This window comes from Corynebacterium hansenii, assembly GCF_030408795.1.
Lineage (GTDB): Bacteria > Actinomycetota > Actinomycetes > Mycobacteriales > Mycobacteriaceae > Corynebacterium > Corynebacterium hansenii.
Map to the genome: position 1 here is coordinate 1,200,490 of NZ_CP047211.1, position 26,635 is coordinate 1,227,124.

Below are 26,635 nucleotides of genomic sequence, written 5' to 3' on the forward strand. Positions count from 1 at the left end.
TGGCCTATGGTGTAATTGGCAACACTACGGTTTCTGGTACCGTCATTCTAGGTTCGAGTCCTGGTAGGCCAGCTGAATTCCAGATCATCTGCAACGGTGGTCGCAGGAGTTCTGCGCCCCGTTCGTCTAGCGGCCTAGGACACCGCCCTCTCACGGCGGCGGCACGGGTTCAAATCCCGTACGGGGTACGACGAAGAAGACCTCCACCTTCACGGTGGGGGTCTTCTTTTTTCGTTGGGAGGATTGGGTGCAGCGGGTTTGGGCAGGGCTACGCGGACCTTCTCGGCGAGTTTGCGGTGCGCGCCGGCACTCGTCGCCGGGATAGTCCTCGGGATTGGCCGCAGTGGGCTGCAGTGGGGCCGAAAAGTGCCCTTCACCAGGCGATTAGGAGTGTGCGAAGGGTGTTGCTAATCTTCTTCAAGTCAGCGAAGAGCGCTTCCGGAAACGGATCGCCCCATCGCCGTCCATGAGCCCCGTTCGTCTAGCGGCCCAGGACACCGCCCTCTCACGGCGGCGGCACGGGTTCAAATCCCGTACGGGGTACAACGCAGAAGGCCTCCACCACTCGGTGGGGGCCTTCTTCTTTTTGGCGCATCCGTCAGCCCCGTCCAGTCGTCATTGTCCCGGTGAGTTGCGAACGCCGGCGACTGGGGTGGCGGCGCCCGGGGAGTCGTGGCGCCAGGCGCACGGCACCCTCGGTCTAAACCGTCGGTCCACCCGGTCGGTGCATCGCCCCTAAACGTAAACCCACCCCGAATGCGCAGGCCCACCCGCTGCAACGGGTGGGTCTGCCCATTCGGGGTGGGTTAGCAGGGGCTAGCCGGCGCGTTCCGGGAGGTTGCGCCGGCCGGGCCCGATTCGGGGTGGGTTAGCCGGCGCGTCCCGGCGGGTTGCGGTGGCGGGGCGGCTGAACCGCCGCAGAAGCCGATCGCAACGTCACGGGGCCCAACAATTCACCGTCACGGGACGCGGCGCCTAGAAGGCCCAGTCGCCGTCGTCGGTCTCCTCGGCCCGGCCGATCACGTACGACGATCCCGAGCCCGAGAAGAAATCATGCGTTTCCGCCGAATCCGGCGCGAGGGCGGCGAGAATCTCCGGTTCCACCTTCGAGGCCTCGCCCTCGTACTGCGGGCGGTACCCGAGATTCATCAGGGCCTTGTCGGCGTTGTAATGGACGAATGCCATGACTCCGTCGATCATCTCGAAGCCGTCGTAAAGCTCGGAAGAATAGGCCTTCTCCATGGCCAGCAGTTCTTCCACGAGGCCCAGGGTGAAATCCTCCATTTCCGCGCGCCGCTCCGGATGAGCCTCCAGGCCGCGCTGGTACTTGTAGCCGGAGTAGTAGCCGTGGACGGCCTTGTCGCGCAGGATCAGGCGGATCATGTCGGCGGTGTTCATCATCACGCCCCTCGAGGAGAAGCGCAGCGGCAGGTAGAAGCCGGCGTACAGCAGCAGCGACGACAGCAGCGTCGCCGCCGCCTTCCGCTTGAGCGGGTCGGGCCCGCGGTACTGGGCCATCACGGCCGTCGCGCGGACCTGGAGCAGGGGATTGGCGGTGGCCCATGCGTAAGCGTCGTCGATTTCGGCCGTCGAGCACATGGTGGAGAACACCGATGAGTAGCTCCGCGCGTGGACGGCCTGCATGAATGCGATGTTCGCGTAGACGGCCTGCTCGTGCTCCGTGCGGGCGTCGGGGATCTGGCTGACTTCGCCGACGGTCGCCTGCACCGTGTCCAGGAGGGTCAGCCCGGTGAAGACGCGGACGGTGAGGTCCCGCTCGCGCTGTTCCATCTGCCGCCATTTCGGCAGGTCGTTGGACAGCGGCACCTTTTCCGGCAGCCAGAAGTTGGCGGTCAGGCGCTGCCAGATCTCCAGGTCCTTGTCGTCCTGCAGCCGGTTCCAGTTGATCGGGCGCAGCGGGCGGGTGTCTCCCGGGCGCCATTCCGGCGGGGTGATGTCGTTCATGTGGTCGCGTGGTCCTTGGTGTGGTCGTTGGTCGGGTGGGTGCGGGCTGCGGTGGCCCAGAAGTCGGCGAGGCCCGCGCGGACGACGTCGACGTCGTGGTCGGTGCCCAGCAGCTCGAAGCGGAAGAGCTCCGGGACCCCGCATTTCGCGGAGATGATCGGGCCGGCGCAGCAGAACGCCTCGCCGAAGTTGGTGTTGCCGGAGGTGATGACGCCGCGGATCAGCGCGCGATTGTCCGGGTCGTTGAGGAACCGGATCACCTGTTTCGGCACCGCGTGCCGCAGTGCGCCGCCCCCGTAGGTCGGGGTGATCAGGACGTACGGGCGCGTGACGCGCAGTGGCGGGTCTTTGGGGCCGAGCGGTATGCGCACCGCGTCGAGCCCCACTTTCCCGACGAAGCGCCGCGTGTTCTCCGATGCGGATGAGAAGTAGACGATGAGTCCCATTCATCCCTTTCCGGTAGTCCGAATATTGAAGTACGTAGCACCGTAGTTTAGGGTGTGGTGCATCGATCAATCAATCCCGCCCGAGCGGGAGAAGGAGAACCCACATGGCGCTCATCGACGAGAGCATGCGAGAAATGCTGTCCGAGCAGCTGCCCATCCTGGCGACCGTCACCGACGGCGAGCGGCCCAACGTCGGGCCGAAGCGATCGCTGCGCGCGTACGGCGACGACGCCCTGATCTACAACGAGAACACCGGCGGGCAGCACCTGGAGAACATCAGGGCCGGTTCTCCCGTCGCGGTGGCGGTCATCGACCGGCCGAACCTCGACGGCTACCGCTTCCTCGGCCGCGCGGAACTGCATGACGACGGCCCGGCGTGGGACGATTGCCTGGCGTTCGCCGCGGCCAACGGCATGGGCGAACCGAAGCACGCGGTGGTCATCCACATCGAGGAAGTGCATTCCCTGCGTTCCGGGCCGAAGGCCGGGACCCGGGTGGCCGGAGGGCGATGAACCCGGAAACCAATCATTTCGGCGAGGGGCTGCGGACGTTCTTCCGCGGCTGCGCGGCCGGGGTGTGGGTGATCACCACGGTCGACCCCGATGGGCGGCCGGTGGGCTTCACCGCGTCGTCCGTCGCGTCGGTGTCCCTCGATCCGGCGGTGTTCACCATCTCCATGCAGGCGGGCTCGTCATCGTGGCCCGCCGTGGAGGCGACCGGGCGGCTCATCGTCCACGCGCTATCCGCCGGCCAGCAGGCCGTGGCCCGCCTCTTCTCGACCTCCGGCGTCGACCGCTTCCGCGGCGTGAATTGGAGGCCGGCGGCGGACGGCCTGCCGCTGATCGAGGGCTCCAACGGCTGGATGAGCGCGGAAATCCTCACGATCGTCCCGGTCGGGGAGTCGAGGCTGCTGCTGTGCAGGGCCACCGAGACCCATATCCCGGGCAACCGCCGCCCGCCGCTGGTCCATCACGACCGCGCGTACTGGGCGACCATGCCCGCCTGAGGGTCAGCCGCGCGGCGCGGCGATGCGGATGGATTCCGCCACGTCGACGGACACCGCGACGGCGCCGCCCTCCGGCGAGGCCGGTTCCAGGGCGATGACGCCCGACGACGCCCCGTCGTCGGAGACCGTGAACCCCGCCCCGGGCACCACGCCCCGCGCGCCCAGATGGCGCAGCAGGGCGGGGTCGGCGTCCCTGATCCGCGTGATCTCGATGGCCTCGCCGATCCTCGACGACGTCAGCGGGCGATCACCGCGATCGCCCAAGTCGCCGTCGGGCCCGGGGATGGGGTCCCCGTGGGGGTCGTGGGCGGGCGACCCCAGGTATTCGTCGAGGCGTTCCAGCATGCGGTCGGAGACGGCGTGCTCGAGCCGGTCGGCGTCCTCGTGGACCTCGTCCCAGGGGTAGCCGAGCACTTCGGCGAGGAACGTCTCCACGAGCCGGTGCCGGCGCACCATCTGCAGAGCCAACCGCCGGCCCTCCGGGGTGAGCGACACGGCGCCGTAGGGCGCGTGCTCCACGAGCGACTGCTCCCGCAGGCGCCGGATCTGGTCCGATACCGACGACGGGCGCAGCCCCAGGTGGGCCGCCACCTCGGACGGCGGCACCGGCGCACCCGACCATTCGGACAGCGTCCACAGGGTCTTCAGGTAATTCTGCGCGCTGTCGCTGAGGTCCGTGAGCTCCATGGCGTTCAGCCTAATCCGGGGGCGCGCGTCAGGGGTCGAGGGTCGCGTGGCGGCGTTCGTCGTCGCGGGGCCCGACGGCCAGCGCGATGGCCGGGAAGACCGCCGACAGGGCGAACAGCGCGGGGAACCCGGCGCCCGCCACCACGGCGCCGGCCAGCGGGGGAGTGGCGGCGTAGATAATGTTCTGGAAAGTGTTCTGGGTGCCCAGCGCGCGCCCGGACCACAGCGGCCCGGCGTATTCCGCCACGGCCGTGAACGCCAGGCCGTTCGGCGATACCGCCGCGACCGCGAGCGCCCCGATGACGATCGTCGCCGCGATGCCCAGCGGGGTGGCGGCGAAATCGGCCGCGTCGGATCCGCCGCCGAGGCCGTCGAGAAGCGCCATGAGCAGCAGCAGCCCGAGCGTCGTCATGGCCACGTGCCGGTAGGGGCGCAGGCGCGAACGGGCCCGGTCGGAGATGAACCCCATCGCCGCGCGGGATCCCGCGCCGGACAGCTGGGCGACCATGACGATCACGCCGGCGGAAACCTCCGAATGCCCCCGCGCGATGAGCCACACCAGGATGAACGAGCCCATCATCGACTGCGGCCACGACAGCATCGCCGATGCGACGTGGATGCGCACCAGGTGCCGCGAACCCCGGTAGGGGCTCACGGCGGCGGCCGCGTGATCCGCCGATCCGGACTCCGGGCGCGGCGGGTCGGCGATGCCCAGCAGGCAGGCGACGGCCAGCGCCGCGCACAGGGCGGCGGCGAAGAACAGTGCGGCGCGGATCCCGTGCGACGCCGCGAGCACCGGCAGCGTCACGGCGGACAGCGCCGCGCCCAGCGGCTGCGCCATCTGGCGGATGCCCATGGCCGTGCCGCGCTGCGACGGCGGGTACCATCCCGACACCACGCGCCCGGACGCCGAATTCACCGACGCCGCCGCGCAGCCGGCCAGGAACAGCGCGCCCGCCAGCATGGCGGGTCCGCGGTCGGCCGCCCATGCCGCGACCGCCGTCATCGCCGCCGTCGACCCCAGGCCGAGCGACAGTGCGGCGCGCTCGCCGAAGACGTCGACGAACCACCCCCACGCGATGAGCGTGAACACGATGCCCGCCGCCGGCATCGCGGCGATCAATCCCGCGGCGGGCAGCGACAGCCCCGACGCCGTCAGCGCCGGGATGAGGAAGGGCGTGCCCATGTGCACGACGGAGGAGCCGACGGCGGCGAGCGTCGACAGGCCCAGGACGAAATGACGGTATGCCGGGGAGGCCCCGCGCGGCACTACAACCTCTTTTCCATGTCGGCCGCGGCGGTGAGCACCTCGCGGCCCCATGCCTGGTACGGCGACGGCGACAGGCGCTCGACCGGCCCGGAAATGGACAGCACCGCCACGATCTCGCCGGCGCCGTCGCGCACCGGGGCGGAGACGCTGGCCAGCGCCGGGTCGCGCTCGCCCATGGACTCGGCCCAGCCCTGCTTCGCGACGTCGTCCAGCTCCGCGGCATCGAAGTCGGCGTCGGGCAAAATGCGCTCCGCCAAGCCGGCGGGCCCGTAGGCGAGCAGGATCTTCGCCGCGGAACCGGCCGACAGCGGCATGCGCGAGCCCACCGGGACGGTGTTGCGCAGGCCGGTGGGCGGTTCGAGGGAGGCGATGCACGTGCGCGTGTCGCCCGTGAGGCGGTACAGCTGCACCGATTCGCCGGTGGTCTCCATCAGGCGGGGGAGCACGTGCGCGGCGGCGTCGGCCAGCAGGTCAGAGGTGACCGGGGTCAGGTCGGTGAGACCGGGGCCCGTCGTCCAGCGCCCGTCGGGCGTGCGGGTGACCAGGCGGTGCACCTCCAGTGCGGTGGCCAGGCGGTGCGCGGTGGCGCGCGGCAGGCCGGTGCGGTCGCACAACTCGGCCAGCGTGCAGGGGCCGGCGGCGACCGTGGTGAGGATGAGGACCGAACGGTCGAGAACCTTGATCCCGCTCATCGGGGCGGCGTCGGCTGTGCTAGTCTGTCCCATGCCATGATATTAACATCTCACGATCTGGGATGTAATGGCCGGTTCGCCGGCCGACCCTCGGACCGGGGCCGCCACCCCGTGCCGGGCCCCGGATCCAAGGATGACACAGCAGCCCATCACGACCCGAGAGGTGACCATGAGCACCACGGACGCCAGCCCGAAGACGCTCGCCGAAAAGGTGTGGCGCGACCACGTCGTCAAGCGGGGCGAGAACGGTGAACCCGATCTCATCTACATCGACCTCCACCTCGTCCACGAGGTCACGTCGCCCCAGGCCTTCGACGGCCTGCGCCTCGCCGGCCGCAAGGTCCGCCGCCCCGACCTCACCATCGCCACCGAGGACCACAACGTGCCCACCGACGGCGCGGGCGGCGGCGCCATCGAGCTGATCAAAGAGCCGACGTCGCGCACGCAGATCGCCACGCTGCGCGCCAACGCCGAGGAATTCGGCATCCGCCTGCACCCCATGGGCGACCGCGAGCAGGGCATCGTCCACGTCGTCGGCCCCCAGCTGGGCCTGACCCAGCCGGGCACCACCGTCGTCTGCGGCGACTCGCACACCGCCACCCACGGCGCGTTCGGCGCGATGGCCTTCGGCATCGGCACCTCCGAGGTCGAGCACGTCCTGGCCACCCAGACGCTGCCGCTCAAGCCGTTCAAGACCATGGCGGTCAACGTCTCCGGCGAGCTGCGCCCCGGGGTCACCGCCAAGGACCTGATCCTGGCGATCATCGCCAAGATCGGCACCGGCGGCGGCCAGGGCCACGTCATCGAGTACCGCGGCGAGGCCATCTCCAAGCTGTCGATGGAAGCCCGCATGACCATCTGCAACATGTCCATCGAGGCCGGCGCCCGCGCGGGCATGATCGCCCCCGACGCCACCACGTACGAGTACCTCAAGGGCCGCCCGCACGCGCCGCGGGGCGAGGAGTGGGACTCCGCCGTCGAGTACTGGGAGTCGCTGGTCACCGACGACGACGCCGAATTCGACACCGTCGTCGAGATCGACGGCTCCGCGCTGACCCCCTTCGTCACCTGGGGCACCAACCCCGGCCAGGGCGTCCCGCTGGGCGAAACCGTGCCGGACCCCGAGCTGATCTCCGGCGACGACGAGCGCCTCGCCGCCGAGCGCGCCCTCGAATACATGGACCTCGAGCCCGGCACCCCGATGCGCGAGGTGCCCATCGACGTCGTCTTCGTCGGCTCCTGCACCAACGGCCGCATCGAGGACATGCGCGCAGTCGCCGACGTCCTGCGCGACCGCAAGGTCGCCGAGGGCGTGCAGATGCTCGTCGTCCCCGGCTCCGCCCGCGTCCGCGAGCTCGCCGAAGCCGAGGGCCTCGACGCCGTGTTCACCGCCGCCGGCGCGGAATGGCGCCAGCCGGGCTGCTCCATGTGCCTGGGCATGAACCCCGACCAGCTCGATCCGGGCCAGCGCTGCGCGTCGACCTCGAACCGCAACTTCGAGGGCCGCCAGGGCAAGGGCGGCCGCACCCACCTGGTCAGCCCGGCGGTCGCCGCCGCCTCCGCCGTCGCCGGCCGCCTGGCGTCGCCGGAAGACCTGTAGCGCCCGAACACCGACACGTACTCCGAAAGGACTCCGAAAATGGAGAAGTTCACCACCCACACCGGTGTCGGCGTGCCGCTGCGGCGCTCCAACGTCGACACCGACCAGATCATCCCGGCGGTCTACCTCAAGCGCGTCACCCGCTCCGGCTTCGAGGACGGCCTGTTCAAGAACTGGCGCGTCAACGAGCCCGACTTCGTGCTCAACCGCCCCGTCTACGCCGACGGCTCCGTGCTGGTCGCCGGCCCCGACTTCGGCACCGGCTCGTCGCGCGAGCACGCCGTCTGGGCGCTCATGGACTACGGCTTCCGCGTGGTCATCTCGTCGCGCTTCGCCGACATCTTCCGCGGCAACTCCGGCAAGGCCGGTCTGCTGGCCGCGCAGATGGAGCAGTCGGACGTCGAGCTGCTGTGGAAGAAGCTCGAGGAGGAGCCGGGCCTGGAGCTGACGGTCGATCTCGAGGGCCGCACCGTGGCCGCGGGCGACGTCGTCCTGCCGTTCGACGTGGACGACTACACCCGCTGGCGCCTGCGCGAGGGCCTCGACGACATTTCCCTGACCCTCCGAAATGAAGCCGACATTAAGGCATTTGAGGAATCCCGGCCGTCGCACAAGCCGCGTACCCTGCAGTAAACCCCGAGTTCGGCCCGGGGTGAGGGCGCCACGTTCGCGTGGCGCCCTTTCGCATGCGCGGTTAAGTTGAGGGAAGAAAGTCGGGCCATTGGTTCAATGGCGGCATTAGTCGAAAACGATGAATTGGCCCGCACGCCGCGCATCCGTCCACCGCTCGCCCCACCCCCGAATTCCCCGGAGGCCAACCGCGATGAACAAGGCCGACCTCGTCGCCCAGCTCGCAGAGAAGCTCGACATCAACCACGCCGACGCCGCCGCCGCGGTGGAGGGCACGCTCGACATCGTCGTCCGGTCGGTGGCCCAGGGTAAGTCGGTGACGATCATGGGCTTCGGCACCCTCGAATCCCGCGAACGCGCGCCGCGCACCGCCCGCAACCCGCACACCGGCGAGACCATCGAGGTCCCGGCGACGCGCAGCCCGGCGTTCCGGCCCGGCAACTACTTCCGGGCCGTGGTCAAGGAGGGCAGGGCGGACGACGAGGGAATCTCCGTGCGCCGTTCGTCGTCCCACACGGGCTTCGACGCTTGACTGCTTCACGACGAAAGCCGGCTCCGACATCGAACGTCGGAGCCGGCTTTCCGTCGTAAAGCGGGAAGGCCGCGGTCCTACTTCACGGGCAGGGCGCTGGCGTAGTAGTCGGCGGTGGTGAGCACGCCGTCGTTGAAGCCGAGCACCCACGCGGAGCCCTTCTTGCAGGGGATGTCCGCGATGGGCAGCGTGCCCTGGGCGGACAGCCACGCGATGGTGTCGGGGATGACCGTGCCCTGGGCGCAGATGACGGACACGCCGCCCTCGGCGACGACCTCCATGAAGCGGCGCTGGGAATCGACCAGGCGGGAGATGCAGGCCTCGTCGCCGAAGAGCTCGTCGACGACCACGTCGACGCCGAGCTCGGAGGCCAGGGGCTCCACGGTGTGGCGGCAGCGCACCGGCTCGGCCGAGTACACGCGCTCCGGGCGGAAGGGCAGCAGCTCCGGGACGAGCAGCTCCGACTGGCGGCGGCCCTTCTTGTCCAGCGGGCGCAGGTTGTCGTCGCCGGCCCAGTTCTTGCGCGAGTGCGCGCGGGCGTGGCGGACGTAGATGACGCGCGTGTCCGGCTCGTTGCCCAGGCGCTTGCGGGCCTTGTTCAGCACGTCGCGGTCGAGGTCGTAGGTCAGCAGCTCGGCGGCCTCGTCGAAGCCGACCCAGCGCAGCTCGTCGACCTCGGAATTGGGCGTGAACTCGCCCTCGAGGACCTCGCCCGTCCAGTACCAGACCAGCTTCGTGCGCCCGGCGACCGGATAGCTGACGTTGCCCAGCAGCTTGCCCAGGCGCACCGTGTAGCCGGTCTCCTCGCGTAGCTCGCGCTCGGCGGTCATGGGCAGGTTCTCGCCGGGATCCAGCTTGCCCTTCGGCAGCGACCAGTCGTCGTACCCGGGGCGGTGGATGACGCCGATCTCCGGGTCCGCCACATCTCCGCGCCACAGGACCGCGCCCGCCGCGTACGTCGGCTTGGCCACGCCCTCGCCCGGCTCGGAGCCGATCTCGCGCAACCGACCCGTCAGGCTCTGGTCGTTGACCTGGTCCTTGTCGTTTTCGTGCATGGTCATGTGGCTGCGACTCCTGTGCGCCGGGGCCGGCGCGGCATTCGGCTGTGGGCGGGGTTCATGCTTCGACCAAGCATAACCCCGGCCGAATCGGCTCACCTGCCGAACGCGGCCGGGCCGGGCACGGCTAGGCTTGACGGCGAAAACGGTTTCCGGCGGCGCGTTCGCGCCCTTTCCGGCGGACACGGGAACCGACGGGACGCAACGGATCGACGGGAAGGAACCGACGATGGTGGACGTGGCCGTGATGGGCGCGGGATCGTGGGGCACGACGCTGGCCAAGGTCTTCGCGGACGCGGGCAACCCGGTGCGGCTGTGGGCCCGCCGCGGCGAGCAGGCGGAGCGCATCCAGGCCACGCGCGAAAACTCCGACTACCTGCCCGGCCTGGTCCTGCCCGAGAACATCACCGCCTCCGACGACGCCGCCGGGACGCTCGACGGCGCCGACATCGTGGTGCTGGCCGTGCCGTCGCAGACGTTGCGCGCGAACCTCGCCGACTGGCGTGACCTGATCGGCCCGCAGGCGACGCTGCTGAGCCTGGCCAAGGGCATCGAGCGCGAATCGCACAAGCGCATGAGCGAGGTCATCACCGAGGTCGCCGAGGTCCCCGAGGAGCGCGTGGCCGTGCTGTCCGGGCCGAACCTGGCCCGCGAGATCGCCGACGGCCAGCCCGCGGCGACCGTCATCGCGTGCACCGACGTCACGCGCGCCCAACTGGTGCAGGCGGCCGTGGCCACCGGGTATTTCCGCCCCTACACCAACCCCGACGTCGTCGGCTGCGAGATCGGCGGCGCGTGCAAGAACGTCATCGCCCTGGCGTGCGGCATGGCCACGGGGCAGGGGCTGGGGGAGAACACGCTGGCGACGATCATCACCCGCGGCCTGGCGGAGATCACCCGACTCGGCGTCGCCGCCGGCGCGCAGGAGAAGACGTTTTCGGGCCTGGCCGGACTCGGCGACCTCGTGGCCACGTGTTCGTCGCCGCTGTCGCGCAACCGCACCTTCGGCGAGCGCATGGGCCGCGGCGACACCGTCGAGGAGGCCCAGAAGGCCACCCGCGGCCAGGTCGCCGAGGGCGTCATCTCGTCCATCTCCGTGCGCGACCTCGCCCGCGGCCACGGCGTGGAAATGCCCATCACCGAGGCGGTCCACGCGGTGTGCCACGAGGGCGAATCCGTCGAGGAGATGATCCGCGCGCTGATGGGCCGCTCCCGCAAGGCGGAGTGAGCAAATGCGGTGCACGGCCGCGGGTAGGATGCGAAACCATGACTTCGCCCGCACAGCGCACCGCCGGCCCCGAAGGCCGCACCGATGACCGCATTTCCGTCGCCGTCCTCTACGGCGGCGCGAGCCCCGAGCACAACGTGTCCTGCGTGTCCGCCGGCGCGATCATGGCGCACCTGGACGCCGCGACGTACCGCGTGGTGCCCGTCGGCATCACCCGCGACGGCACGTGGACCCCGGGCACCTCGGCCCCGGAGGCGCTGAGCAAGCACGGCCGCGAGCTGCCGCACGTGCCGGATGTCGCCGAGGGCGGCGCCGAACTGCAGTTGTCGGCGGATCCGCGGCGCAAGGGAGAGCTCCGCTTCGTCGCGGGGCCGGATGCGGGCGAGCTTTTCGACGTCGTGGACGTCGTCTTCCCGGTGCTCCACGGCCCCAACGGCGAGGACGGCACGATCCAGGGACTTCTCGAGCTGTCGCGCATCCCGTTCGTCGGGCCGGGCGTGCTCGCGTCGGCTGCGGGCATGGACAAGGAGCGCACCAAGAACCTGGCCGTCGCCGGCGGCATCCCCGTGGGGGAGCAGGCGGTGCTGCTGGAGGGCGAGGAGCTGTCGGGGGCCGACCGCGAGCGGCTGGGCCTTCCGGTGTTCGTCAAGCCGGCCCGGGGCGGCTCGTCGATCGGCATCTCCAAGGTCGATTCCTGGGACGAGTTCGACGCCGCCCTGGAGCTGGCGCGCTCGCACGACGCGAAGGTGATCGTGGAGAAGGGCATCGTCGGAGCGGAGGTCGAGTGCGGCGTGCTGCAGCGCCCCGACGGCGAGCTCATCGCGTCGGCGCCCGCGCAGCTGGCGGGCACCGAGGATTCCGACGAGGGGTTCTACGGCTTCGACACCAAGTACCTCGACGACGTGGTCACCGCCCAGATCCCCGCCCCGCTGCCGGCCGAGACCATCGCCGAGGTGCAGGAGCTGTCCAAGCTGGCGTTCCGCTCGCTGGGCTGCGACGGCCTGACCCGCGTCGACTTCTTCGTCACCGACCGGGGGCCGGTGCTCAACGAGGTCAACACGATGCCCGGCTTCACCCCGATCTCCATGTACCCGCAGATGTTCGCGGCCTCCGGCGTGCCCTACCCGGAGCTGCTGGGCACGCTGGTGCAGCGCGCCCTGGTCGCGCGGAGATAGCGCGGGGCGCCGCCGCTACTTCTCGCTCGGCGAGATGTTCTTCAGGTTCGCCGAGATGATGTTGGACAGGCTCGGCAGGATCCCGGAGGCCTCGCCGACGGGCAGGTGGACGGCGACGAACCGCTCGCGGCCCATCGCGTACCACGTGCCCACCTCGCCGGAGGTCAGGGAGGGCTCCATGAACCACACGATGTCGTTGATCTGCGTCAGCTGCTCCGTCGTGTCCTCGTAACCCGCCGGCTCGGCGACGCCGCAGCGCAGGGAAATCAGGCTGCCCCGGTCATCGGCCCACACCATCGACCCGGCGGGCAGCTTCTTGCCCTCGATGCGCTTGCGCTCGCCGATTTCCGAGGGCAGCGCGGCCATCAGGGCGGAGCAGCGGTCATCGGCCTCGTCGGCCGGGAGATCGGTCAGCGGGATCGGGTTGGCCGCGGGGGCGCCGCCGACCTCCGAATCGGGGCCCATCACCTTCGACAGTTCCTTCACGGCGCCCGGGCGCGAGAAGTCGGCCGTCACCGCGACGACGGGGGAGCGGCCCACGGAGAACCACGTGGACAGGTTGACCCCGTCGGTGGGGTCGTCGATGCGGATCCACTTGACGCCGTCGTGTTCCTCGGTGACGGACTGCTCCGTGTACTGCATCGGCACCGGGGCGCCGCACCGCAGCGTCACGCGGTCGTCGGAGGTGTTGCGCCACACGGCCGCGCCCTTCGGCGCCGGGTCGGCGAGTTCGGCGCGGACCAGGCCGTCCAGGCGGTCGGGGAGGCGTTCGACGAGCTCGGCGCACTTGAGGGAATCGTCTTCCGGCATCTCCAGCGTCGACAGCAGCACCGGCTGGCGGGCCTGTTTGTCCTGGAAAAACTTCGCCCCGACGATGACGCCGAAAGCGAGCAGTACCGCGAGGGCCAGTGCGATGCCCGCACGGCGACGGCTACCCTGTGCCTGAACGTTTTCTCCCATGTGGGAAAAGTCTACTTCGCCACCGCCCCGGGCGACGCGCCACCCCGCGGCGTCCCGGGCGGGCCACGGCGCCGCGGAAGGAACGGTGACCCCAAAACCATGACGACAGTCGGAGAAGTCGGCGAGCACGCGGTGATCGCGGCCATCCGGGAGGCCGCCCCCTCGGCCCGAAACGGCGACGACGCAGCCGTTTTGTCGATGACGACCCCCAACGCGCGCTACATCGCCTCCACCGACATGCTCGTCGAGGGCCGCCACTTCTCCCTCGAGTGGTCCACCCCCGAGCAGGTGGGGGCGAAGGCCGCCGTGCAGAATTTCGCCGACGTCGAGGCGATGGGCGCCCGCCCCACGGCGATCCTCATGAGCCTGTCCGTCCCCGAGCACACGAAGCTCGACGTGGTGCGGGGCATCGCCAGGGGGCTGCGCGAGCAGGGCCGCAAGTGCGCCGCCGAACTGGTCGGCGGCGACGTCGTCGGGGGCGATTCGCTGGTCATCTCCATCACCGCGATGGGCGAGCTCGGCGGTCCCGGCCGCCCGCTGGTCCGCTCCGCCGCCCGGCCGGGCGACGCGGTCATCGCCGCCGGCCGCATCGGCCACTCCGGCGCCGGCCTGGATCTGCTCCGCCGGTACGGTTCTCCCTCCGCGGTCCCCGACAAGTTCCGGGCGCTCGTCGAAGCGCACCTCGTCCCCGATTTCGCCTACGGCCGCGGCCCCGTCGCCCGTGCGGCCGGCGTCAACGCGCTGACCGACAACTCCGACGGCCTCGTGGTCGACCTTTCCGAGATCGCGCGAGCCTCCAACGTCACCATCGACGTCGACGAGGACACGATCGCCCCGCCGGAGCTGCTCATGGCCGCCGCCGACGCGCTCGACACCGACCCATGGCGGTGGGTGCTCGCCGGCGGGGAGGACCACACCCTCCTGGGCACGACGTCGGGCGAGCCGCCCACGGGCTTCCGGCGCATCGGCACCGTCCACCGGGACCGCGGCCTGCCCGTGTCCGTCGCCGGGCGCCAGCCGTGGCTGCGCGGGGGATGGGTGAGCTTCTGATGGCCGACCGGACCACCGATGGAGGTAACCGCCCGCTGCCCGTCGAGGCCGGCTGGGCCCGCGCGCTGGAGCCCGTAGCCGACCGCATCCACGCCATGGGCGATTTCCTCCGGGCCGAAAACGCCGCCGGGCGCGGGTACCTGCCCGCCGGCGACGACGTCCTGCGTGCCTTCACCAAGCCCTTCGACGACGTCCGCGTGCTCATCGTCGGCCAGGACCCGTACCCCACGCCGGGGCACCCGATGGGCCTGAGCTTCTCGGTGCACCGCGACGTCCGGCCGTTGCCGCGGTCGCTGGCCAACATCTACCGCGAGTACGAGTCCGATCTGGGCCTGACCCCTCCGGAGCACGGGGATCTGTCGCGCTGGACGGACAACGGGGTCGCGCTGTTCAACAGGGTGCTCACCGTCCAGCCGGGCAAGCCCGCCTCGCACCGCGGCAAGGGGTGGGAGGAGGTCACCGCCGAGGCGATCCGCGCGCTCGCCGGCCGCGGCACCCCTCTGGTGGCCATCCTGTGGGGCCGCGACGCGCAGACGGCGCAGAAGCTCCTCGGCGCCGACGTGCCGTGCATCTGTTCGCCGCACCCGTCGCCGCTGAGCGCTTCCCGGGGTTTCTTCGGTTCCCGCCCGTTTTCCCGCGCCAACGAGGCGTTGCGCTCGCTCGGCGCCGAGCCCGTGGACTGGACGCTGTAATATGCCCGCCATGCCGTCGCCCGCCCAGCCCACCCGCATCGATGGGCCGTCGCTGCTCAGCTGGGCCCGCCGCTGCGTGTCCGTGCTGGAGCGCCGCCGCGAGGAGATCAACGAGCTCAACGTGTTCCCGGTGCCCGACGCCGACACGGGGTCGAACATGGCGGCGACCATGGCCGCCGCCCTCGCCGCGGCCGAGCATGCCGCGGCCGGCCCGTCGCAAAGCGGCGCGGCCCCCGGGGCGCACGACATCGCCATCGCCCTGGCCGCCGGCGCGGTGCGCGGCGCGCGGGGCAACTCCGGGACGGTGCTGTCGCAGGTCCTGCGCGCGTTGGCGGAGGCCGCGGCGCCCGGCGGCTTCGGCGGCGAGCACGTGCAGAAGGCGCTGGACACCGCGGTGAAGCACGTCGACCGGGCCATCGCCGATCCGGTGGAGGGCACGATCCTCACCGTCCTGCGGCAGGCGGCCGTCGCCGCCGGGCGGCGGGACCCGGCGAACCTCGTCGACGTCATCGCGGCGGCCTCCGAGGCCGCGCGGCAGGCTCTGGACCGCACCCCGTCGCAGTTGCCGGCGCTGCGCGAGGCGGGCGTCGTCGACGCCGGCGGCGCGGGGCTGGTGCTGCTTCTCGACGCGCTCCTCGACGAAGTGTCCGGCGAAGCCCCCGACGAACCCGACCTGCACGTCACGGCATCCGCCCCGGAGGGCCCCGAGCTGGAGGTGATGTTCCTCATCGACGTCGCCGCCGACCGGATGGACGAGTACCGCGCCACCATGCACGCGCTGGGCAACTCGCTGGTCATCGCCGGCGAGGGCGGGGAACGCCACATGACGCACATCCATTCCGCCGAGGCGGGGGCCGTCATCGAGGCGGCGCTGGACTACGGGCGGCCGGAGAACATCCGCATCGAGGTCATCGACGAGGTCCCCGCGGGCGGGCGGAAGGCACCGGCCCGGTCGCTGCTGGCCGTCGCGCCGACGGGGCCGATCTCCGACCTGTTCGCGTCCGCGGGCGCGACGCCGGTGGGGCCGGACGGCGACGTCGTCGGATCGATCCTCGGGGCCATCGCCGGCATCCCCGGCGACGGCGAGGTGCTGCTGCTGCCCAACGGCCTGGTGGGCAACCGCGAGCTGATCCAAGTCGAGCTGGCCGCGCAGGCCGGGGGCCATTCCATCACCATCCTGCCGACGGCGACGCTGGCCAACGGGCTGGCCGCCGTCGCGGTGCACGATCCGACGATCCCCCTGGCCGTCGACGCCTACGCCATGAGCGAGGCGTCCGCCGGCATGCGCACCGCCACCCTGGGCGCGGCGCCGGGCGCGGGCCTCACCGCCGCCGGGCCCTGCGCCAAGGGGGACGTGCTGGCGACGGTCGGCGGGGACATCCTCGTCGTCGCCGACACCGTCGCCGAGGCGCTGACCCGGACGGTGGAGCTGATGCTGCGCTCCGGCGGAGAGCTGGTCACGGTGCTGCTGGGCACGGGCGTCGACCCCGAGTCGACCACGGCCCTGCGCCGGCGGCTGCGGGACATCGCGCCGGGCGTCGACGTCACCGCGTACGCCGCCGACGGCATCGCCGAGCTCGCCCAGATCGGCGTCGAGTAGCGGGCGACGGCGATGCTGGGCTGGTTGGCGACGGCGACGGCCATGACGCCGCTGCGCGAGGTCCTGGGGCCCAAGGCCGCGAAGAAGGTCGGGGATTCGATCGGCGCGACGTCGGTCGGCGAATTGCTCTCGCGCCTGCCCCAGCGCTACGCCGCACAGGGGCACAGCCTCAACGTCGATTACGCCCAGGTGGGGGAGTCGATCACGGCGGTCGTGGAGGTGGTGAGCGTCGTCGAATCGGCTCCGGGGGCGACCCGCCGCCCGCTCCGCGTCACGGTCACCGATGGCCGGCGGATCATGCCGATGCCCCTGTTCGGGCAGGGGTGGCTGGTGCACGTGCTGCACCCGGGCACGCGGCTGCTGGTGCTGGGCACGCTCGACGAATACCGCGGGAATCCCCAGATCAAGGGCGCGGACCTGCTGGTCATCGGCGCCGACGGCCAGCCGGGCGCGGCGACGGGCAAGCTGAAGAAGCTCATCGACGGCGCCGACGGCATGGCGGAGCTCCGCGGCCTGCTGGCGCGGCCGTATCTGCCCATCCACCGCGGCCGGAAGGGGCTGTCGGGGATTCTCCTGGCGCTGTACATCCGGCGGGTGCTGCGGTGGCTGCCGCGCCAGGACGAGCCGCTGCCCGAATGGCCGTCGCACCTGCCGACGTTTGACGTGGCGCTGCGCGAGGCGCACTTCCCGGGCGCCGCCGGCCCGCAGGCGGCCATCGACCGCCTCAAATACGACGAGGCCCTGGAGCTGCAGCTCGCCCTCGCCCTGCGCCGCGCGGGCAACGCCGACCGGGTGGCGCCTGAGTGCCCGCCGTCCGCCGACGGCCGCGCGGCCCGGCTCGCCGGGAATCTCCCCTTCGAGCTGACCGGCGGGCAGCGGTCGGTGCTCGCCGACATCTCCGCCGACCTTTCCCGCCCGACGCCGATGAACCGTCTGCTGCAGGGCGAGGTCGGCTCCGGTAAGACCGTCGTCGCGCTGCTGGGCATGCTGCAGGTCCTCGACGAGGGCCGCCAGAGCGTGCTGCTGGCCCCGACGGAGGTCCTGGCCGCGCAGCACGCGCGGACCATCGCGGGGCTTCTCGACGACGCCGGCGTGGACGCGAAGGTGACCTCGCTGACCGGTTCGATGCCCGTGGGGGAGAAGCGGGCGGCGCTGCTGGACATCGTCTCGGGCGAGTCGGGGATCATCGTGGGCACGCACGCGCTGCTGAGCGAGGGCGTGGACTTCTTTGACCTGGGGATGGTGGTCATCGACGAGCAGCACCGCTTCGGCGTCCGCCAGCGCGACCGGCTGCGCGAGCGCGGGCGCGACGGGATGACGCCCCACGTGCTGGTCATGACCGCCACGCCCATCCCGCGCACCCTGGCGATGACGGTGTTCGGCGACCTCGACGTCTCGGAGCTCGCCGAACTGCCCGGGCGGCGCCGGAACGTGCGGACGATCGTCGTTCCGACCGTGGAAAAGCCGAAGTGGGAGGCACGTGCCTGGGAGGTGATCCGCGAGGAGGCCGAAGCGGGGCACCGGGCGTTCGTGGTGTCGCCGCGGATCCTGGGCGAGGGAGAATCCGTGGAGGACAACTTCGACCTGGCCCGGCGCAACCTGCCGGGCGTCGCGGTCGGGTTCCTGCACGGCCGCATGTCGGCGGAGGAGAAGTCCTCGGCGATGGCCGATTTCGCGGCGGGCCGGACGTCGGTGCTGGTGGCGACGACGGTCGTCGAGGTCGGCGTCGACGTGCCCGAGGCGACCGTGATGATGATCCGCCGCGCCGAGAGCTACGGCGTCTCGCAGCTGCACCAGCTGCGCGGGCGCATCGGCCGCGGCGAGCTGCCCGGGCGGTGCTTCCTGTGCACCGAGACGATGCCGGACACGCCGGAGCGGGCGCGGCTCGACGCCATCGCGGCGACGAACGACGGCTTCCGGCTCGCCGAGATCGACGTGCGCACCCGCAAGCACGGCGACGTCCTGGGCGAGAGCCAGTCCGGCCTGACCGCCGGGCTCGGCCTGCTCGACCTCGGCGGCGACGCGCGGATCATCGAGCGCGCGCGGGAGGACGCCGCAAAGCTCGCCGCCGCGGACCCCAAGCACGCGAGGACGCTGACCTACGACATCACCGACGAGGAAGCCGGGTTCCTGGACCGCAGCTGAGCCCCACCGCGCCGCGCCCGTAGACTCGGTGCCATGAGCGAATCGAACGGTGACGACGGCGCCGTGGTCGTGTGCGCCCCCTTCGCGGGAGTGGTGCGGCTGCAGGTCGCCGCGGGCGATGACGTGACCACCGGGCTGCCCGTCGCGGTGGTCGAGGCCGTGAAGCTGGAGGCCCCCGTGCAGGCGCCGTGCCCCGCGACGGTGGCCGAGGTGCTGGTGGAGGACTTCTCCGACGTCTCCGGCGGTGACCCGCTGCTGACCCTGGCGCCGAAGGGCGAGGGGGCCCGATGAGCCGCATCATCGCGGGCGTCGCCCGCGGCCGGAAGCTGGTGACCCCGAAGGGCGACGCGACCCGGCCGACGACGGATCGGGCGCGCGAGGCGATCTTCTCCTCCTGGTCCTCGCGCTTCGGCATCGAGGGCACCACGGTGCTGGACCTGTTCGCGGGGTCGGGCGCGCTGGGCCTGGAGGCGGCGTCGCGCGGTGCCGCGGAGGTCGTGCTGGTCGAGTCGAGCCCGGCGGCGTGCCGCGCGATCCGCGCGAACATCGGCACGGTGGGCCACCCCCGGGTCACCGTCGCCGAAATGAAGGCGTCGACGTACCTGGCCGGTGCGCCGGCGGACCATTTCGACCGCGTCATCGCGGATCCGCCCTATGAGCTGGCGGGGGAGGCGGTCACCGAGATGCTCGAGGCGCTGCGCCCGGCGCTGCGCGACGGCGCCGTGGTCACCGTCGAGCGGCATTCCGCGGACGACGAAACCGTCTGGCCCGACGGATACGGCATCCTGGAGCAGAAGCTCAAGCGCCGCATCCACGGCCTGGCCCGCTTCGACACCGCGATCTACCGACGAGGGGAAGACCAATGACCCATGCCTGCTGCCCCGGTTCGTACGACCCGCTCACCAGCGGCCATCTCGACGTCATCCAGCGCGCCTCGGTGCTTTTCGACGAAGTGACCGTCCTGGTCACCCACAACCCCAACAAGACGGGGATGTTCACCCCGGATGAGCGGATGCGCCTGATCGAGGAGTGCACCGGCCACCTGGACAACGTCCGCGTCGATTCCTGGTCCGAGCTGCTGGTGGACTACACCACCGAGCACGGCATCGCGACGCTGGTCAAGGGCCTGCGCTCGGCGCTGGACTACGAATACGAAGTTCCCATGGCCCAGATGAACCGCCGCATGTCCGGCGTGGACACCATGTTCATCGAGGCGGACCCCAAGTACGGGCACGTCTCGTCGACCCTGATGAAGGAAGTCGTGCGCTACGGCGGCTCCGTCGAGGGGCTCGTGCCGGAACCGGTGCAGGAGGCCCTGCGCGCGCGGCTGACGTAGCCGCATCGCCGACCGCAAAACGCCGTGGCCTGCAATCACGGCATCCCCGCAGGTCGTCGCGTAATCTCGGGGCCATGTACCGCGTCTTTGAATCCCTCGATGAACTTGTCCAGACCGTCGAGGAAGCCTATGGCGTCCCGATGACGGCGAATTGCATGGTGCCGCGCCGCGACGTGCTGGTGCTTCTCGACGAATTGCGCAACGCGTTCCCCGCGGAGCTCGACGACGCCCAGGACGTGCTCGACCAGCGCGACGCGATCATCGGCGAGGCCGAGGCGACCGCGGCCGAGTCGATCGCGGCCGCGGAGGAGGAGGCCCGCCGCATCATGGACGAGGCCGAGGAGCGCTCCCGCCGCATGGTGGAGGACGCGGAGAACCGCGCCCACGCCACCGTCGCCGAGGCCCAGGAAGAGGCCGCCCGCCGGCGCGAGGACGCCGACCGCGAGTACCGCCAGGTCACCGAGCGCGCGGCGACCGAGGCCGAGCGCCTCGTCGCGTCCGGCAACGCCGCCTACGACCGTTCCGTCAAGGACGGCCTGGCGGAGCAGGAGCGGCTGGTCTCCGAGTCGACGGTCGTCCACGAGGCCAACGAGGAGGCGCGCCGGGTCGTCGAATCCGCCTACGCCGACTCGAAGCGGCTTCGCGGGGAGTGCGACGTGTACGTCGACGACAAGCTCGCCGAATTCGAGGCGTCGCTGTCCGAGACGCTGCGCTCGGTCGGCCGCGACCGCGCGGCGCTGCGCAAGGGCGCCGGCGCCTCCGGGCCGGGCGCCGCAGCCGACCGCGAGGAGCTCGGGTCGGACCGCCCGTACGAGCGCGGCGGGGACTACCGCCGCTGAGGCCCCGCGCCGGAGAGGGAATCCGGCGGGGGAGGTAGGATGGCGGCATTATGACTGCCGCTTCCCCTTTCGTGTTTGACGTGGGCCGGGTGCTGCGCGAAGGCGCGCCCGAGCCCTTTTCCCGTGTCGGCGATGCGCCCGAGCGCATCGGCGCCGAAATGATCGCGGTGGAGAAGGGGACGGAGGTGCGCCTCGACGGCGTGGTCACCCCCCTCGGCGGCGGCGTGCTCATCGACGCCGACGTCCGCGCCCCGCTGTCCGGCCAGTGCGTGCGCTGCCTGGGCAACCTGGCCGACGAGCTGGACATCCACGTGTCCACCGTGTTCTCGGCCGGCGAGGGCTTCGTCACCGCCGATCCGGAGGACGGCGACGTGGACGACGACGTCCCGGCCCTCGACGGCGACCTGGCCGACATCACCCAGGCGGTGATCGACGAGGCCGTGCTGGCGCTGCCCTTCAACCCGACGTGCGAGAGCTTCGAGGATCACCCCTGCCACGGGGAGGAGACCGGCGTGCCCGAGCCCGACGGCGTGTCCGGCCAGGAGGGTGACCTCCCGGATCCGCGCTGGGCCGGTTTGGCCGAGAAGTTCGGCGACCTGGGCTCCGGCGACGGGGACGCCAAGTGAGCCGGAAGCGGCGCCTGAGCGGTGAGGCGGCGCGCCAGGCGGCGTTCACCGCGGTCGATCACGCACCGCTGCTCGAGCGGCTGGGCGTCGGGCTCGACGACGACCGGCTGTGCCTGGCGCTGACGCACCGCAGCTTCGCCAACGAAAACGGCAACCTGACCAACAACGAGCGCCTGGAGTTCCTGGGCGACGCCGTGCTGGGCATGTGCGTCGCCGAGGAGCTGTACCGGCGTTTCCCCGATCGCGCGGAGCAGGACATCTCCAAGATGCGCGCGGGCGTGGTCAACATGTACGCCCTCGCCGACCTGGCTCGCCGCATCGAGTTGGGCCCGCACATCCTGCTGGGCCGCGGCGAGAAGTCGACGGGCGGCGCCGACAAGCATTCGATCCTGGCGGACACCGTGGAGGCGCTGCTCGGTGCGATCTACCTCCAGCACGGCTTCGCCACGTCGCGGGACACCATCCTGCGGCTGTTCGACGCGATGATCGACGAGGCCCCGACCCAGTCGCGCGGCCGCGACTGGAAGACGCTGCTGCAGGAGCGCCTGGCGGCGAAGAAGCTCCCGGCCGCCGAATACGTCGTCAGCTCCGAGGGCCCGGACCACGCCCGCACGTACTCCGTCGAACTGCTCGTCGACGGCGTCGTCCGCGGCACCGGCACCGGCGCGACGAAGAAGGAAGCCGAGATGCTCGCGGCCCACCGGGCCCACACGGCGCTGGGGTAGGGGCGGATGCCTGAACTGCCCGAAGTCGAGACGATCCGCATCGGGCTCGATCCCCACGTCCGCGGGCGCCGCATCACCGGCGCGCGCGTGCTCCGCGACCGTGCGGTGCGCCGTCAGCCGGGCGGTGCCGCGGAGTTCGGCGAACGCCTGGTCGGCCGCACCATCACGGGCACCGGCCGGAGGGGCAAGTTCCTGTGGCTGACGCTCGACGACGCCTCCGCGCTGCTCATCCACCTGGGCATGAGCGGCCAGCTGATCGTGCCCGGCCCGGACACGCCGCCCTCGCCGCACGTGCGCGCCACGCTCGAACTCGACGGCCTGACGCTGCAGTTCCGCGACCAGCGGACGTTCGGGTGGGTGTGGGCCTGCGACGCCGGCGCCGACGGCGTGCCGGAGCCGGCCGCGCACATCGCCCGCGACCTGATGGATCCGCGGGTGGACCCCGTCGCGCTCGCCCACGTGATCCGCCGCCGCACCAGCGGCATCAAGCGCGTGTTGCTCAACCAGGAGGTCGTTTCGGGCATCGGCAACATCTACGCCGACGAGATGCTGTGGGCCGCCCGCGTCCACGGCGAGACCCCCGCCGACGAGCTGTCGGTGCGCACGCTGGCGAAGCTCCTGCGGGCGGGCCGCGAGGTCATGGGCCGGGCGGTCAAGGTCGGCGGCACCAGCTTCGACTCGCTGTACGTCAACGTCAACGGCGAATCGGGCTACTTCTCCCGCGACCTGGAGGCGTACGGCCGCGAAGGCGAGCCCTGCTCCCGCTGCGGCCGGCCGATCGTCCGGTCGACGTTCATGAACCGTTCCAGCTACCACTGCCCGCGGTGCCAGCGGCTGCCGCGGGAGGCCGCATGATGCCCGTTCTGCGCCGGCCCGGGGTCCGCGCGCTCATTTCCGTCGTCTTCGCCGCGCTCGCGGCGTCGAAGCTCGTCCACTTCTCCGGCGCACCGCGCTACTTCCTCGACGCCGACGTGTACGCGGTCGGCGGCCTCCGCTTCCTCGAGGGGCTCCCGCTTTACGACGGCTCCTTCCCGACGTCCAGCGGCGTCTGGCTGCCGTTCACGTATCCGCCGGTGGCCGCGGTGCTCTTCGCGCCGCTGGCGATGATGCCGCTGCAGCTGGTCTTCGTCCTCGTCGCGGCCGCGACGATGGGGTCGCTGTGGTGGGTGCTGCGGGAGGTCGTCGCAAAGCTCGGGGGCCTGCGCGCCGCCGACGCGGGATGGCTCGCGCTGGCGCTGACCGCCGCCCTGCTGTGGTTCGGCCCCGTGCACACGACCATCGGTTTCGGGCAGGTCAACGTCATTTTGATGATGCTCGTGGCCATCGACGTCCTCGTCGTGCCGCCGCGCTGGCGGGGCCTGCTCACCGGGGCCGCCATCGCCGTCAAACTCACGCCGGCGGTGTTCGGCCTGTGGTTCCTGCTGCGCCGCGACTGGGGCGGCATCGCGCGCATCGCGGCGTCGGCCGGCGGGCTGACGCTGCTCGGGCACCTCGCGGCGCCGGCCGATTCGGCCCGGTACTGGACGGACACGCTGGCCAACACCGGGCGCATCGGCGGCCCCATGTACGCCTCCAACCAATCCATCGACGCCGAACTGTGGCGCCTGGGCCTGCACACCGAGGACTCCGGCGGCGGGCTGTGGCTGGCGCTGGTGCTGGCGGCGCTGGCCGTCACCGTCGCCGTGATGCTGCGGCTGCTCCGCGACGGGCACCCCTTCCTCGCCGTGTGCGCCAACGCCCTGTTCGGGCTGCTGGCGTCGCCCATATCGTGGTCGCACCACTGGGTCTGGGTGCCCGTCATGGTCATCGCGGTGACCGTTCTCGCCCTGCGGGCACCACGCCGGAGGGGCGATCCGGGTGGGGCGCTGCCGTGGATTTTCATCGCCTCCGGAGTGGTGTGCTTCGCATTCGAGCCCCAGGCGCTCGCACCGGCGGAACAAGGCCGTGAACTGGACTGGAGCGCCTTCTGGCACGTGTTCGGCAACGCCTACCTGTGGTGGGCGGTGGCCGCGTTGATCATGATGTGGTTCCTGTCAAGGCATTTACCGTCCGCTGAGTCGCGTCTAATGTCGCATTCATGGAATGGATGGAAAGCGCCACAAGCGCGGTAACGGCCTGGAACGACAAGTACTGGCTGTTCATGATCGGCCTGCTCATTCTGGCGGGCCTGTACTTCTGCATCCGGACGATCGTCGTCCAGATCCGCTATGTGCCGGACATGTTCCGCGCCATCGCCGAGAAGCCGTCGGACATTTCCGAGGGCGTCAAGGGCATCTCCAGCTTCAAGGCGTTCACCATTTCGGCGGCGTCGCGCGTGGGCACCGGCAACGTCGCCGGCGTGGCGGTGGCCATTTCCACGGGCGGCCCGGGCGCGGTGTTCTGGATGTGGCTGCTGGCCATCGTCGGCGGCGCGACCAGTTTCGTCGAGTCCACCCTCGCCCAGCTGTACAAGGTGAAGGACAGGGAGTCCTACCGCGGCGGCCCGGCCTACTACATCACCCGCGGCCTGGGCGAGAAGTTCCGGTGGCTGGCCATCCTGTTCGCGCTGGCCATCACCATCACCTACGGCTTCGTGTTCAACGCGGTGCAGTCGAACTCCATCACGGCCGCCGTGGCCGAATCCACCGGAAACGACTCGCCGAACCTGAAGGTCATCATCGGCCTGGTGCTCGCCGCGGCCACCGGCGCGATCATCTTCGGCGGCGTGCAGCGCATCTCGAAGGTCACCCAGGTCATCGTGCCCGTCATGGCCATGGCGTACATCATCCTGGGCATCATCGTCCTGGTGCTCAACTGGAGCGAGGTCCCGTCGATGCTGGCGCTGATCGTCGAGCACGCCCTGGGCATCCGCGAAATCGCCGGCGCGGCCGTGGGCACCGCCATCATGCAGGGCATGCGCCGCGGCCTGTTCTCCAACGAAGCCGGCATGGGCTCCACGCCGAACGCCGCCGCGACGTCGTCGGTGTCCCACCCGTGCAAGCAGGGTCTGATCCAGACGCTCGGCGTCTACTTCGACACGATCATCGTGTGCACGGTCACGGCCGTCATCATCCTGCTGTCGAACCCGGTGTACGGCGCGGAGGCGGAGGGCACGTCGCTGACCCAGGCCGCGCTGGCCGCCCAAGTCGGTTCTTGGGCCACCCACGCGGTGACGGTGATCATCTTCTTCCTGGCGTTCTCGTCGATCATCGGCAACTACTACTACGCCGAGGCCAACGTGCCCTTCCTCGACGAGCGCAGGAGCGTCCTCAACGGCGTGCGCGCGCTGATCATGCTGTGCGTCCTCGGCGGCGCGATCGGTTCGGTGCCGCTGGTCTGGGCGTTGGCCGACGTCTTCTCGGCGCTGATGGCCACCATCAACATCGCCGCGATCCTGCCGCTGGGCGGGGTGGCGGTGGCGCTGTTGGCCAACTACTCGGCGCAGAGGGCCAGGGGACTCAACCCCGTGTTCCACCGCGATGATATTCCGGGCCTGCGCGGCCGCGAGAACATCGAGTGCTGGGACGGCTCCGACCCGATGACGGTCCGCGCCGACGACGGCGGCGCGGCCGAGGTGGCGCGATGAGCGACGGCGGATCGCGCCTGACCGCCTGGGTCCACGGGCACGTGCAGGGCGTCGGCTTCCGCTGGGCCACCCGCGTGCGGGCCCTGGAGCTGGGGTTGACCGGATACGCGAAGAATTACACGGATGGCCGGGTGCTGGTCATCGCGGAAGGGCCCGCCGCGGCCTGCGAGGAGCTGCTCGCCTGGCTGGAGGGCCCCGACGCCCCGGGCTCGGTGTCGACGGTCGTCAGCGAGGTCGGCGACGCCCGCGGCGGTTACGAGGGTTTCCTCAGGAAGTAGCGCCCCCGCGCTCCCTCGCCGCCGCGGCCGCGAGGAATTCGCGGATTTCCGCGAGTGCGGCGAGATGCTCTTCCCGATGTTCCCCGGGATCGAGCATGCCGAGCACGCGGGCGCCCTGCTCGCCGACGCGGAGGAGCCGGTCCTCGGCGGCGCCGGTGATCTTGACCTGCCCGATGGCGGCGGCGATGCGGGCCTGGGCTTCGGCGGCGAGCGCGTTCACCTCGCCCGGGTTCTCGGCGACCCAGGCCCGCACTTCGTCGTCGCCGGCGCCGAACAACTCCGGGTCGATGCCGAAGTCCCAGTCGGACAGGATTTCACGGAGCGCGTCGAGGGCGTCGACGCCGTCACCGTCGGATTCGGCCAGTTCCTCGAGGACGTCCAGGACGTCCGCGCCGGAGTCGTTGCCGAACGGGGCGAATTCGTCGACTTCGGAGTAGAAGCGCTCGGGTGCGAATTCGACGAATCGGGGATGGCTGGTGCGCGGGGACAGACCCTCATCCGGATCGGTCACGTGGATGCTCATGTGGGCA

The 26,635-nt window shown here is 71.0% G+C and carries 29 protein-coding genes and 3 tRNA genes; 24 read left to right on the forward strand and 8 right to left on the reverse strand.

Annotated elements, in window-relative coordinates; genetic code table 11:
- From CHAN_RS05260 to CHAN_RS05270, 3 genes are all read left to right on the forward strand, one after another.
- Positions 1 to 72, forward strand: a tRNA-Gln gene (locus CHAN_RS05260).
- A gap of 43 nt (positions 73 to 115) precedes the next feature.
- Positions 116 to 188, forward strand: a tRNA-Glu gene (locus CHAN_RS05265).
- A gap of 282 nt (positions 189 to 470) precedes the next feature.
- Positions 471 to 543: transfer RNA gene (locus tag CHAN_RS05270), tRNA-Glu, on the forward strand.
- Between the two features lie 432 nt (positions 544 to 975).
- Here the strand turns inward: CHAN_RS05270 and nrdF are convergent.
- Together nrdF and nrdI are read right to left on the reverse strand one after the other, a co-directional pair.
- Entirely contained in the window at positions 976 to 1,965 is a 990-nt protein-coding gene (gene nrdF, locus CHAN_RS05275) for a class 1b ribonucleoside-diphosphate reductase subunit beta (protein ID WP_290292579.1), read from the reverse strand.
- Entirely contained in the window at positions 1,962 to 2,411 is a 450-nt protein-coding gene (gene nrdI / locus CHAN_RS05280) for a class Ib ribonucleoside-diphosphate reductase assembly flavoprotein NrdI (protein WP_290292581.1), read from the reverse strand. The genes nrdF and nrdI overlap by 4 nt, the downstream gene beginning before the upstream one ends.
- 104 nt (positions 2,412 to 2,515) lie before the next feature.
- On the opposite strand from nrdI, the gene CHAN_RS05285 reads away from it, so the two are divergent.
- Positions 2,516 to 2,923, forward strand: a complete 408-nt coding sequence (locus CHAN_RS05285) for a pyridoxamine 5'-phosphate oxidase family protein (RefSeq protein WP_035122131.1) — start codon at positions 2,516 to 2,518, stop codon at positions 2,921 to 2,923.
- Entirely contained in the window at positions 2,920 to 3,417 is a 498-nt protein-coding gene (locus CHAN_RS05290) for a flavin reductase family protein (RefSeq protein ID WP_048742353.1), read from the forward strand. Before CHAN_RS05285 ends, CHAN_RS05290 begins: the two co-directional genes overlap by 4 nt.
- Positions 3,418 to 3,420: 3 nt before the next feature.
- On the opposite strand, the gene CHAN_RS05295 is transcribed toward CHAN_RS05290, so the two are convergent.
- Genes CHAN_RS05295 through CHAN_RS05305 form a run of 3 tightly spaced genes read right to left on the reverse strand, consistent with a single transcriptional unit; the run spans position 3,421 to position 6,099 of the window.
- Complete coding sequence (locus CHAN_RS05295) at positions 3,421 to 4,104, reverse strand: metal-dependent transcriptional regulator (protein WP_290292586.1); 684 nt, start codon at positions 4,102 to 4,104, stop codon at positions 3,421 to 3,423.
- Between the two features lie 28 nt (positions 4,105 to 4,132).
- Positions 4,133 to 5,374: an MFS transporter gene (locus CHAN_RS05300; RefSeq protein ID WP_290292588.1), complete on the reverse strand. Its 1,242-nt coding sequence runs from the start codon at positions 5,372 to 5,374 to the stop codon at positions 4,133 to 4,135.
- Complete coding sequence (locus CHAN_RS05305) at positions 5,374 to 6,099, reverse strand: IclR family transcriptional regulator (protein ID WP_048742359.1); 726 nt, start codon at positions 6,097 to 6,099, stop codon at positions 5,374 to 5,376. The genes CHAN_RS05300 and CHAN_RS05305 overlap by 1 nt, the downstream gene beginning before the upstream one ends.
- 136 nt (positions 6,100 to 6,235) lie before the next feature.
- Between CHAN_RS05305 and leuC the strand changes: the two genes are divergently transcribed.
- The 3 genes from leuC (at position 6,236) to CHAN_RS05320 (ending at position 8,828) form a co-directional block, all read left to right on the forward strand.
- Entirely contained in the window at positions 6,236 to 7,666 is a 1,431-nt protein-coding gene (gene leuC, locus CHAN_RS05310) for a 3-isopropylmalate dehydratase large subunit (protein WP_290292593.1), read from the forward strand.
- 39 nt (positions 7,667 to 7,705) lie between these two features.
- Positions 7,706 to 8,299 carry a 3-isopropylmalate dehydratase small subunit gene (leuD, locus tag CHAN_RS05315; protein WP_048742361.1) on the forward strand — a complete coding sequence of 198 codons (594 nt, stop codon included), beginning with the start codon at positions 7,706 to 7,708 and terminating at the stop codon, positions 8,297 to 8,299.
- Positions 8,300 to 8,489: 190 nt separating this feature from the next.
- Positions 8,490 to 8,828, forward strand: coding sequence for an HU family DNA-binding protein (locus tag CHAN_RS05320; protein ID WP_290292597.1), 339 nt, complete (start codon positions 8,490 to 8,492; stop codon positions 8,826 to 8,828).
- A gap of 77 nt (positions 8,829 to 8,905) precedes the next feature.
- On the opposite strand, the gene CHAN_RS05325 is transcribed toward CHAN_RS05320, so the two are convergent.
- Positions 8,906 to 9,883 carry an NUDIX hydrolase gene (locus tag CHAN_RS05325; RefSeq protein WP_082144432.1) on the reverse strand — a complete coding sequence of 326 codons (978 nt, stop codon included), beginning with the start codon at positions 9,881 to 9,883 and terminating at the stop codon, positions 8,906 to 8,908.
- Positions 9,884 to 10,115: 232 nt separating this feature from the next.
- On the opposite strand from CHAN_RS05325, the gene CHAN_RS05330 reads away from it, so the two are divergent.
- Positions 10,116 to 11,114, forward strand: coding sequence for an NAD(P)H-dependent glycerol-3-phosphate dehydrogenase (locus CHAN_RS05330; protein WP_290292599.1), 999 nt, complete (start codon positions 10,116 to 10,118; stop codon positions 11,112 to 11,114).
- A gap of 38 nt (positions 11,115 to 11,152) precedes the next feature.
- Positions 11,153 to 12,289 (forward strand): D-alanine--D-alanine ligase family protein, encoded by a 1,137-nt coding sequence (locus tag CHAN_RS05335; protein WP_290292603.1) that lies wholly within the window; start codon positions 11,153 to 11,155, stop codon positions 12,287 to 12,289.
- A gap of 15 nt (positions 12,290 to 12,304) precedes the next feature.
- Here CHAN_RS05335 and CHAN_RS05340 read toward each other — a convergent pair whose 3' ends face one another.
- Positions 12,305 to 13,249, reverse strand: a complete 945-nt coding sequence (locus CHAN_RS05340) for a DUF3515 domain-containing protein (protein WP_290292606.1) — start codon at positions 13,247 to 13,249, stop codon at positions 12,305 to 12,307.
- 99 nt (positions 13,250 to 13,348) lie between these two features.
- Between CHAN_RS05340 and CHAN_RS05345 the strand changes: the two genes are divergently transcribed.
- From CHAN_RS05345 to CHAN_RS05410, 14 genes are all read left to right on the forward strand, one after another.
- Positions 13,349 to 14,299, forward strand: coding sequence for a thiamine-phosphate kinase (locus CHAN_RS05345; protein ID WP_290292608.1), 951 nt, complete (start codon positions 13,349 to 13,351; stop codon positions 14,297 to 14,299).
- Positions 14,299 to 14,991 carry a uracil-DNA glycosylase gene (locus tag CHAN_RS05350; protein ID WP_048742373.1) on the forward strand — a complete coding sequence of 231 codons (693 nt, stop codon included), beginning with the start codon at positions 14,299 to 14,301 and terminating at the stop codon, positions 14,989 to 14,991. The genes CHAN_RS05345 and CHAN_RS05350 overlap by 1 nt, the downstream gene beginning before the upstream one ends.
- A 10-nt stretch (positions 14,992 to 15,001) precedes the next feature.
- Positions 15,002 to 16,591 carry a DAK2 domain-containing protein gene (locus CHAN_RS05355; RefSeq protein ID WP_290292611.1) on the forward strand — a complete coding sequence of 530 codons (1,590 nt, stop codon included), beginning with the start codon at positions 15,002 to 15,004 and terminating at the stop codon, positions 16,589 to 16,591.
- A 12-nt stretch (positions 16,592 to 16,603) separates the two neighbouring features.
- Positions 16,604 to 18,736, forward strand: a complete 2,133-nt coding sequence (locus CHAN_RS05360) for an ATP-dependent DNA helicase RecG (protein ID WP_290292614.1) — start codon at positions 16,604 to 16,606, stop codon at positions 18,734 to 18,736.
- Between the two features lie 33 nt (positions 18,737 to 18,769).
- Entirely contained in the window at positions 18,770 to 19,027 is a 258-nt protein-coding gene (locus tag CHAN_RS05365) for a biotin/lipoyl-containing protein (RefSeq protein WP_377748517.1), read from the forward strand.
- Positions 19,024 to 19,602, forward strand: a complete 579-nt coding sequence (gene rsmD / locus CHAN_RS05370) for a 16S rRNA (guanine(966)-N(2))-methyltransferase RsmD (RefSeq protein ID WP_290292617.1) — start codon at positions 19,024 to 19,026, stop codon at positions 19,600 to 19,602. Before CHAN_RS05365 ends, rsmD begins: the two co-directional genes overlap by 4 nt.
- Positions 19,599 to 20,072 (forward strand): pantetheine-phosphate adenylyltransferase, encoded by a 474-nt coding sequence (coaD, locus tag CHAN_RS05375; RefSeq protein WP_048742379.1) that lies wholly within the window; start codon positions 19,599 to 19,601, stop codon positions 20,070 to 20,072. The genes rsmD and coaD overlap by 4 nt, the downstream gene beginning before the upstream one ends.
- Before the next feature lie 74 nt (positions 20,073 to 20,146).
- Entirely contained in the window at positions 20,147 to 20,911 is a 765-nt protein-coding gene (locus CHAN_RS05380; protein WP_048742382.1) for a DivIVA domain-containing protein, read from the forward strand.
- A gap of 50 nt (positions 20,912 to 20,961) precedes the next feature.
- The gene (locus tag CHAN_RS05385; RefSeq protein ID WP_377748516.1) at positions 20,962 to 21,537 is read left to right on the forward strand and encodes a YceD family protein; all 576 of its coding nucleotides are present in this window, start codon (positions 20,962 to 20,964) and stop codon (positions 21,535 to 21,537) included.
- Positions 21,534 to 22,262, forward strand: a complete 729-nt coding sequence (rnc, locus tag CHAN_RS05390) for a ribonuclease III (protein ID WP_048742385.1) — start codon at positions 21,534 to 21,536, stop codon at positions 22,260 to 22,262. Before CHAN_RS05385 ends, rnc begins: the two co-directional genes overlap by 4 nt.
- A gap of 6 nt (positions 22,263 to 22,268) precedes the next feature.
- On the forward strand, positions 22,269 to 23,117 hold the full coding sequence (gene mutM / locus CHAN_RS05395; protein ID WP_290292623.1) for a bifunctional DNA-formamidopyrimidine glycosylase/DNA-(apurinic or apyrimidinic site) lyase: 849 nt from the start codon (positions 22,269 to 22,271) through the stop codon (positions 23,115 to 23,117).
- On the forward strand, positions 23,114 to 24,373 hold the full coding sequence (locus CHAN_RS05400; RefSeq protein ID WP_290292625.1) for a glycosyltransferase 87 family protein: 1,260 nt from the start codon (positions 23,114 to 23,116) through the stop codon (positions 24,371 to 24,373). Before mutM ends, CHAN_RS05400 begins: the two co-directional genes overlap by 4 nt.
- Positions 24,349 to 25,827 carry an alanine/glycine:cation symporter family protein gene (locus CHAN_RS05405; protein ID WP_290292628.1) on the forward strand — a complete coding sequence of 493 codons (1,479 nt, stop codon included), beginning with the start codon at positions 24,349 to 24,351 and terminating at the stop codon, positions 25,825 to 25,827. Before CHAN_RS05400 ends, CHAN_RS05405 begins: the two co-directional genes overlap by 25 nt.
- Positions 25,824 to 26,105 carry an acylphosphatase gene (locus tag CHAN_RS05410; protein WP_290292630.1) on the forward strand — a complete coding sequence of 94 codons (282 nt, stop codon included), beginning with the start codon at positions 25,824 to 25,826 and terminating at the stop codon, positions 26,103 to 26,105. The genes CHAN_RS05405 and CHAN_RS05410 overlap by 4 nt, the downstream gene beginning before the upstream one ends.
- On the opposite strand, the gene CHAN_RS05415 is transcribed toward CHAN_RS05410, so the two are convergent.
- Positions 26,095 to 26,628 carry a hypothetical protein gene (locus CHAN_RS05415; RefSeq protein WP_290292631.1) on the reverse strand — a complete coding sequence of 178 codons (534 nt, stop codon included), beginning with the start codon at positions 26,626 to 26,628 and terminating at the stop codon, positions 26,095 to 26,097. The genes CHAN_RS05410 and CHAN_RS05415 overlap by 11 nt on opposite strands.
- Between the last annotated feature and the right edge of the window lie 7 nt (positions 26,629 to 26,635).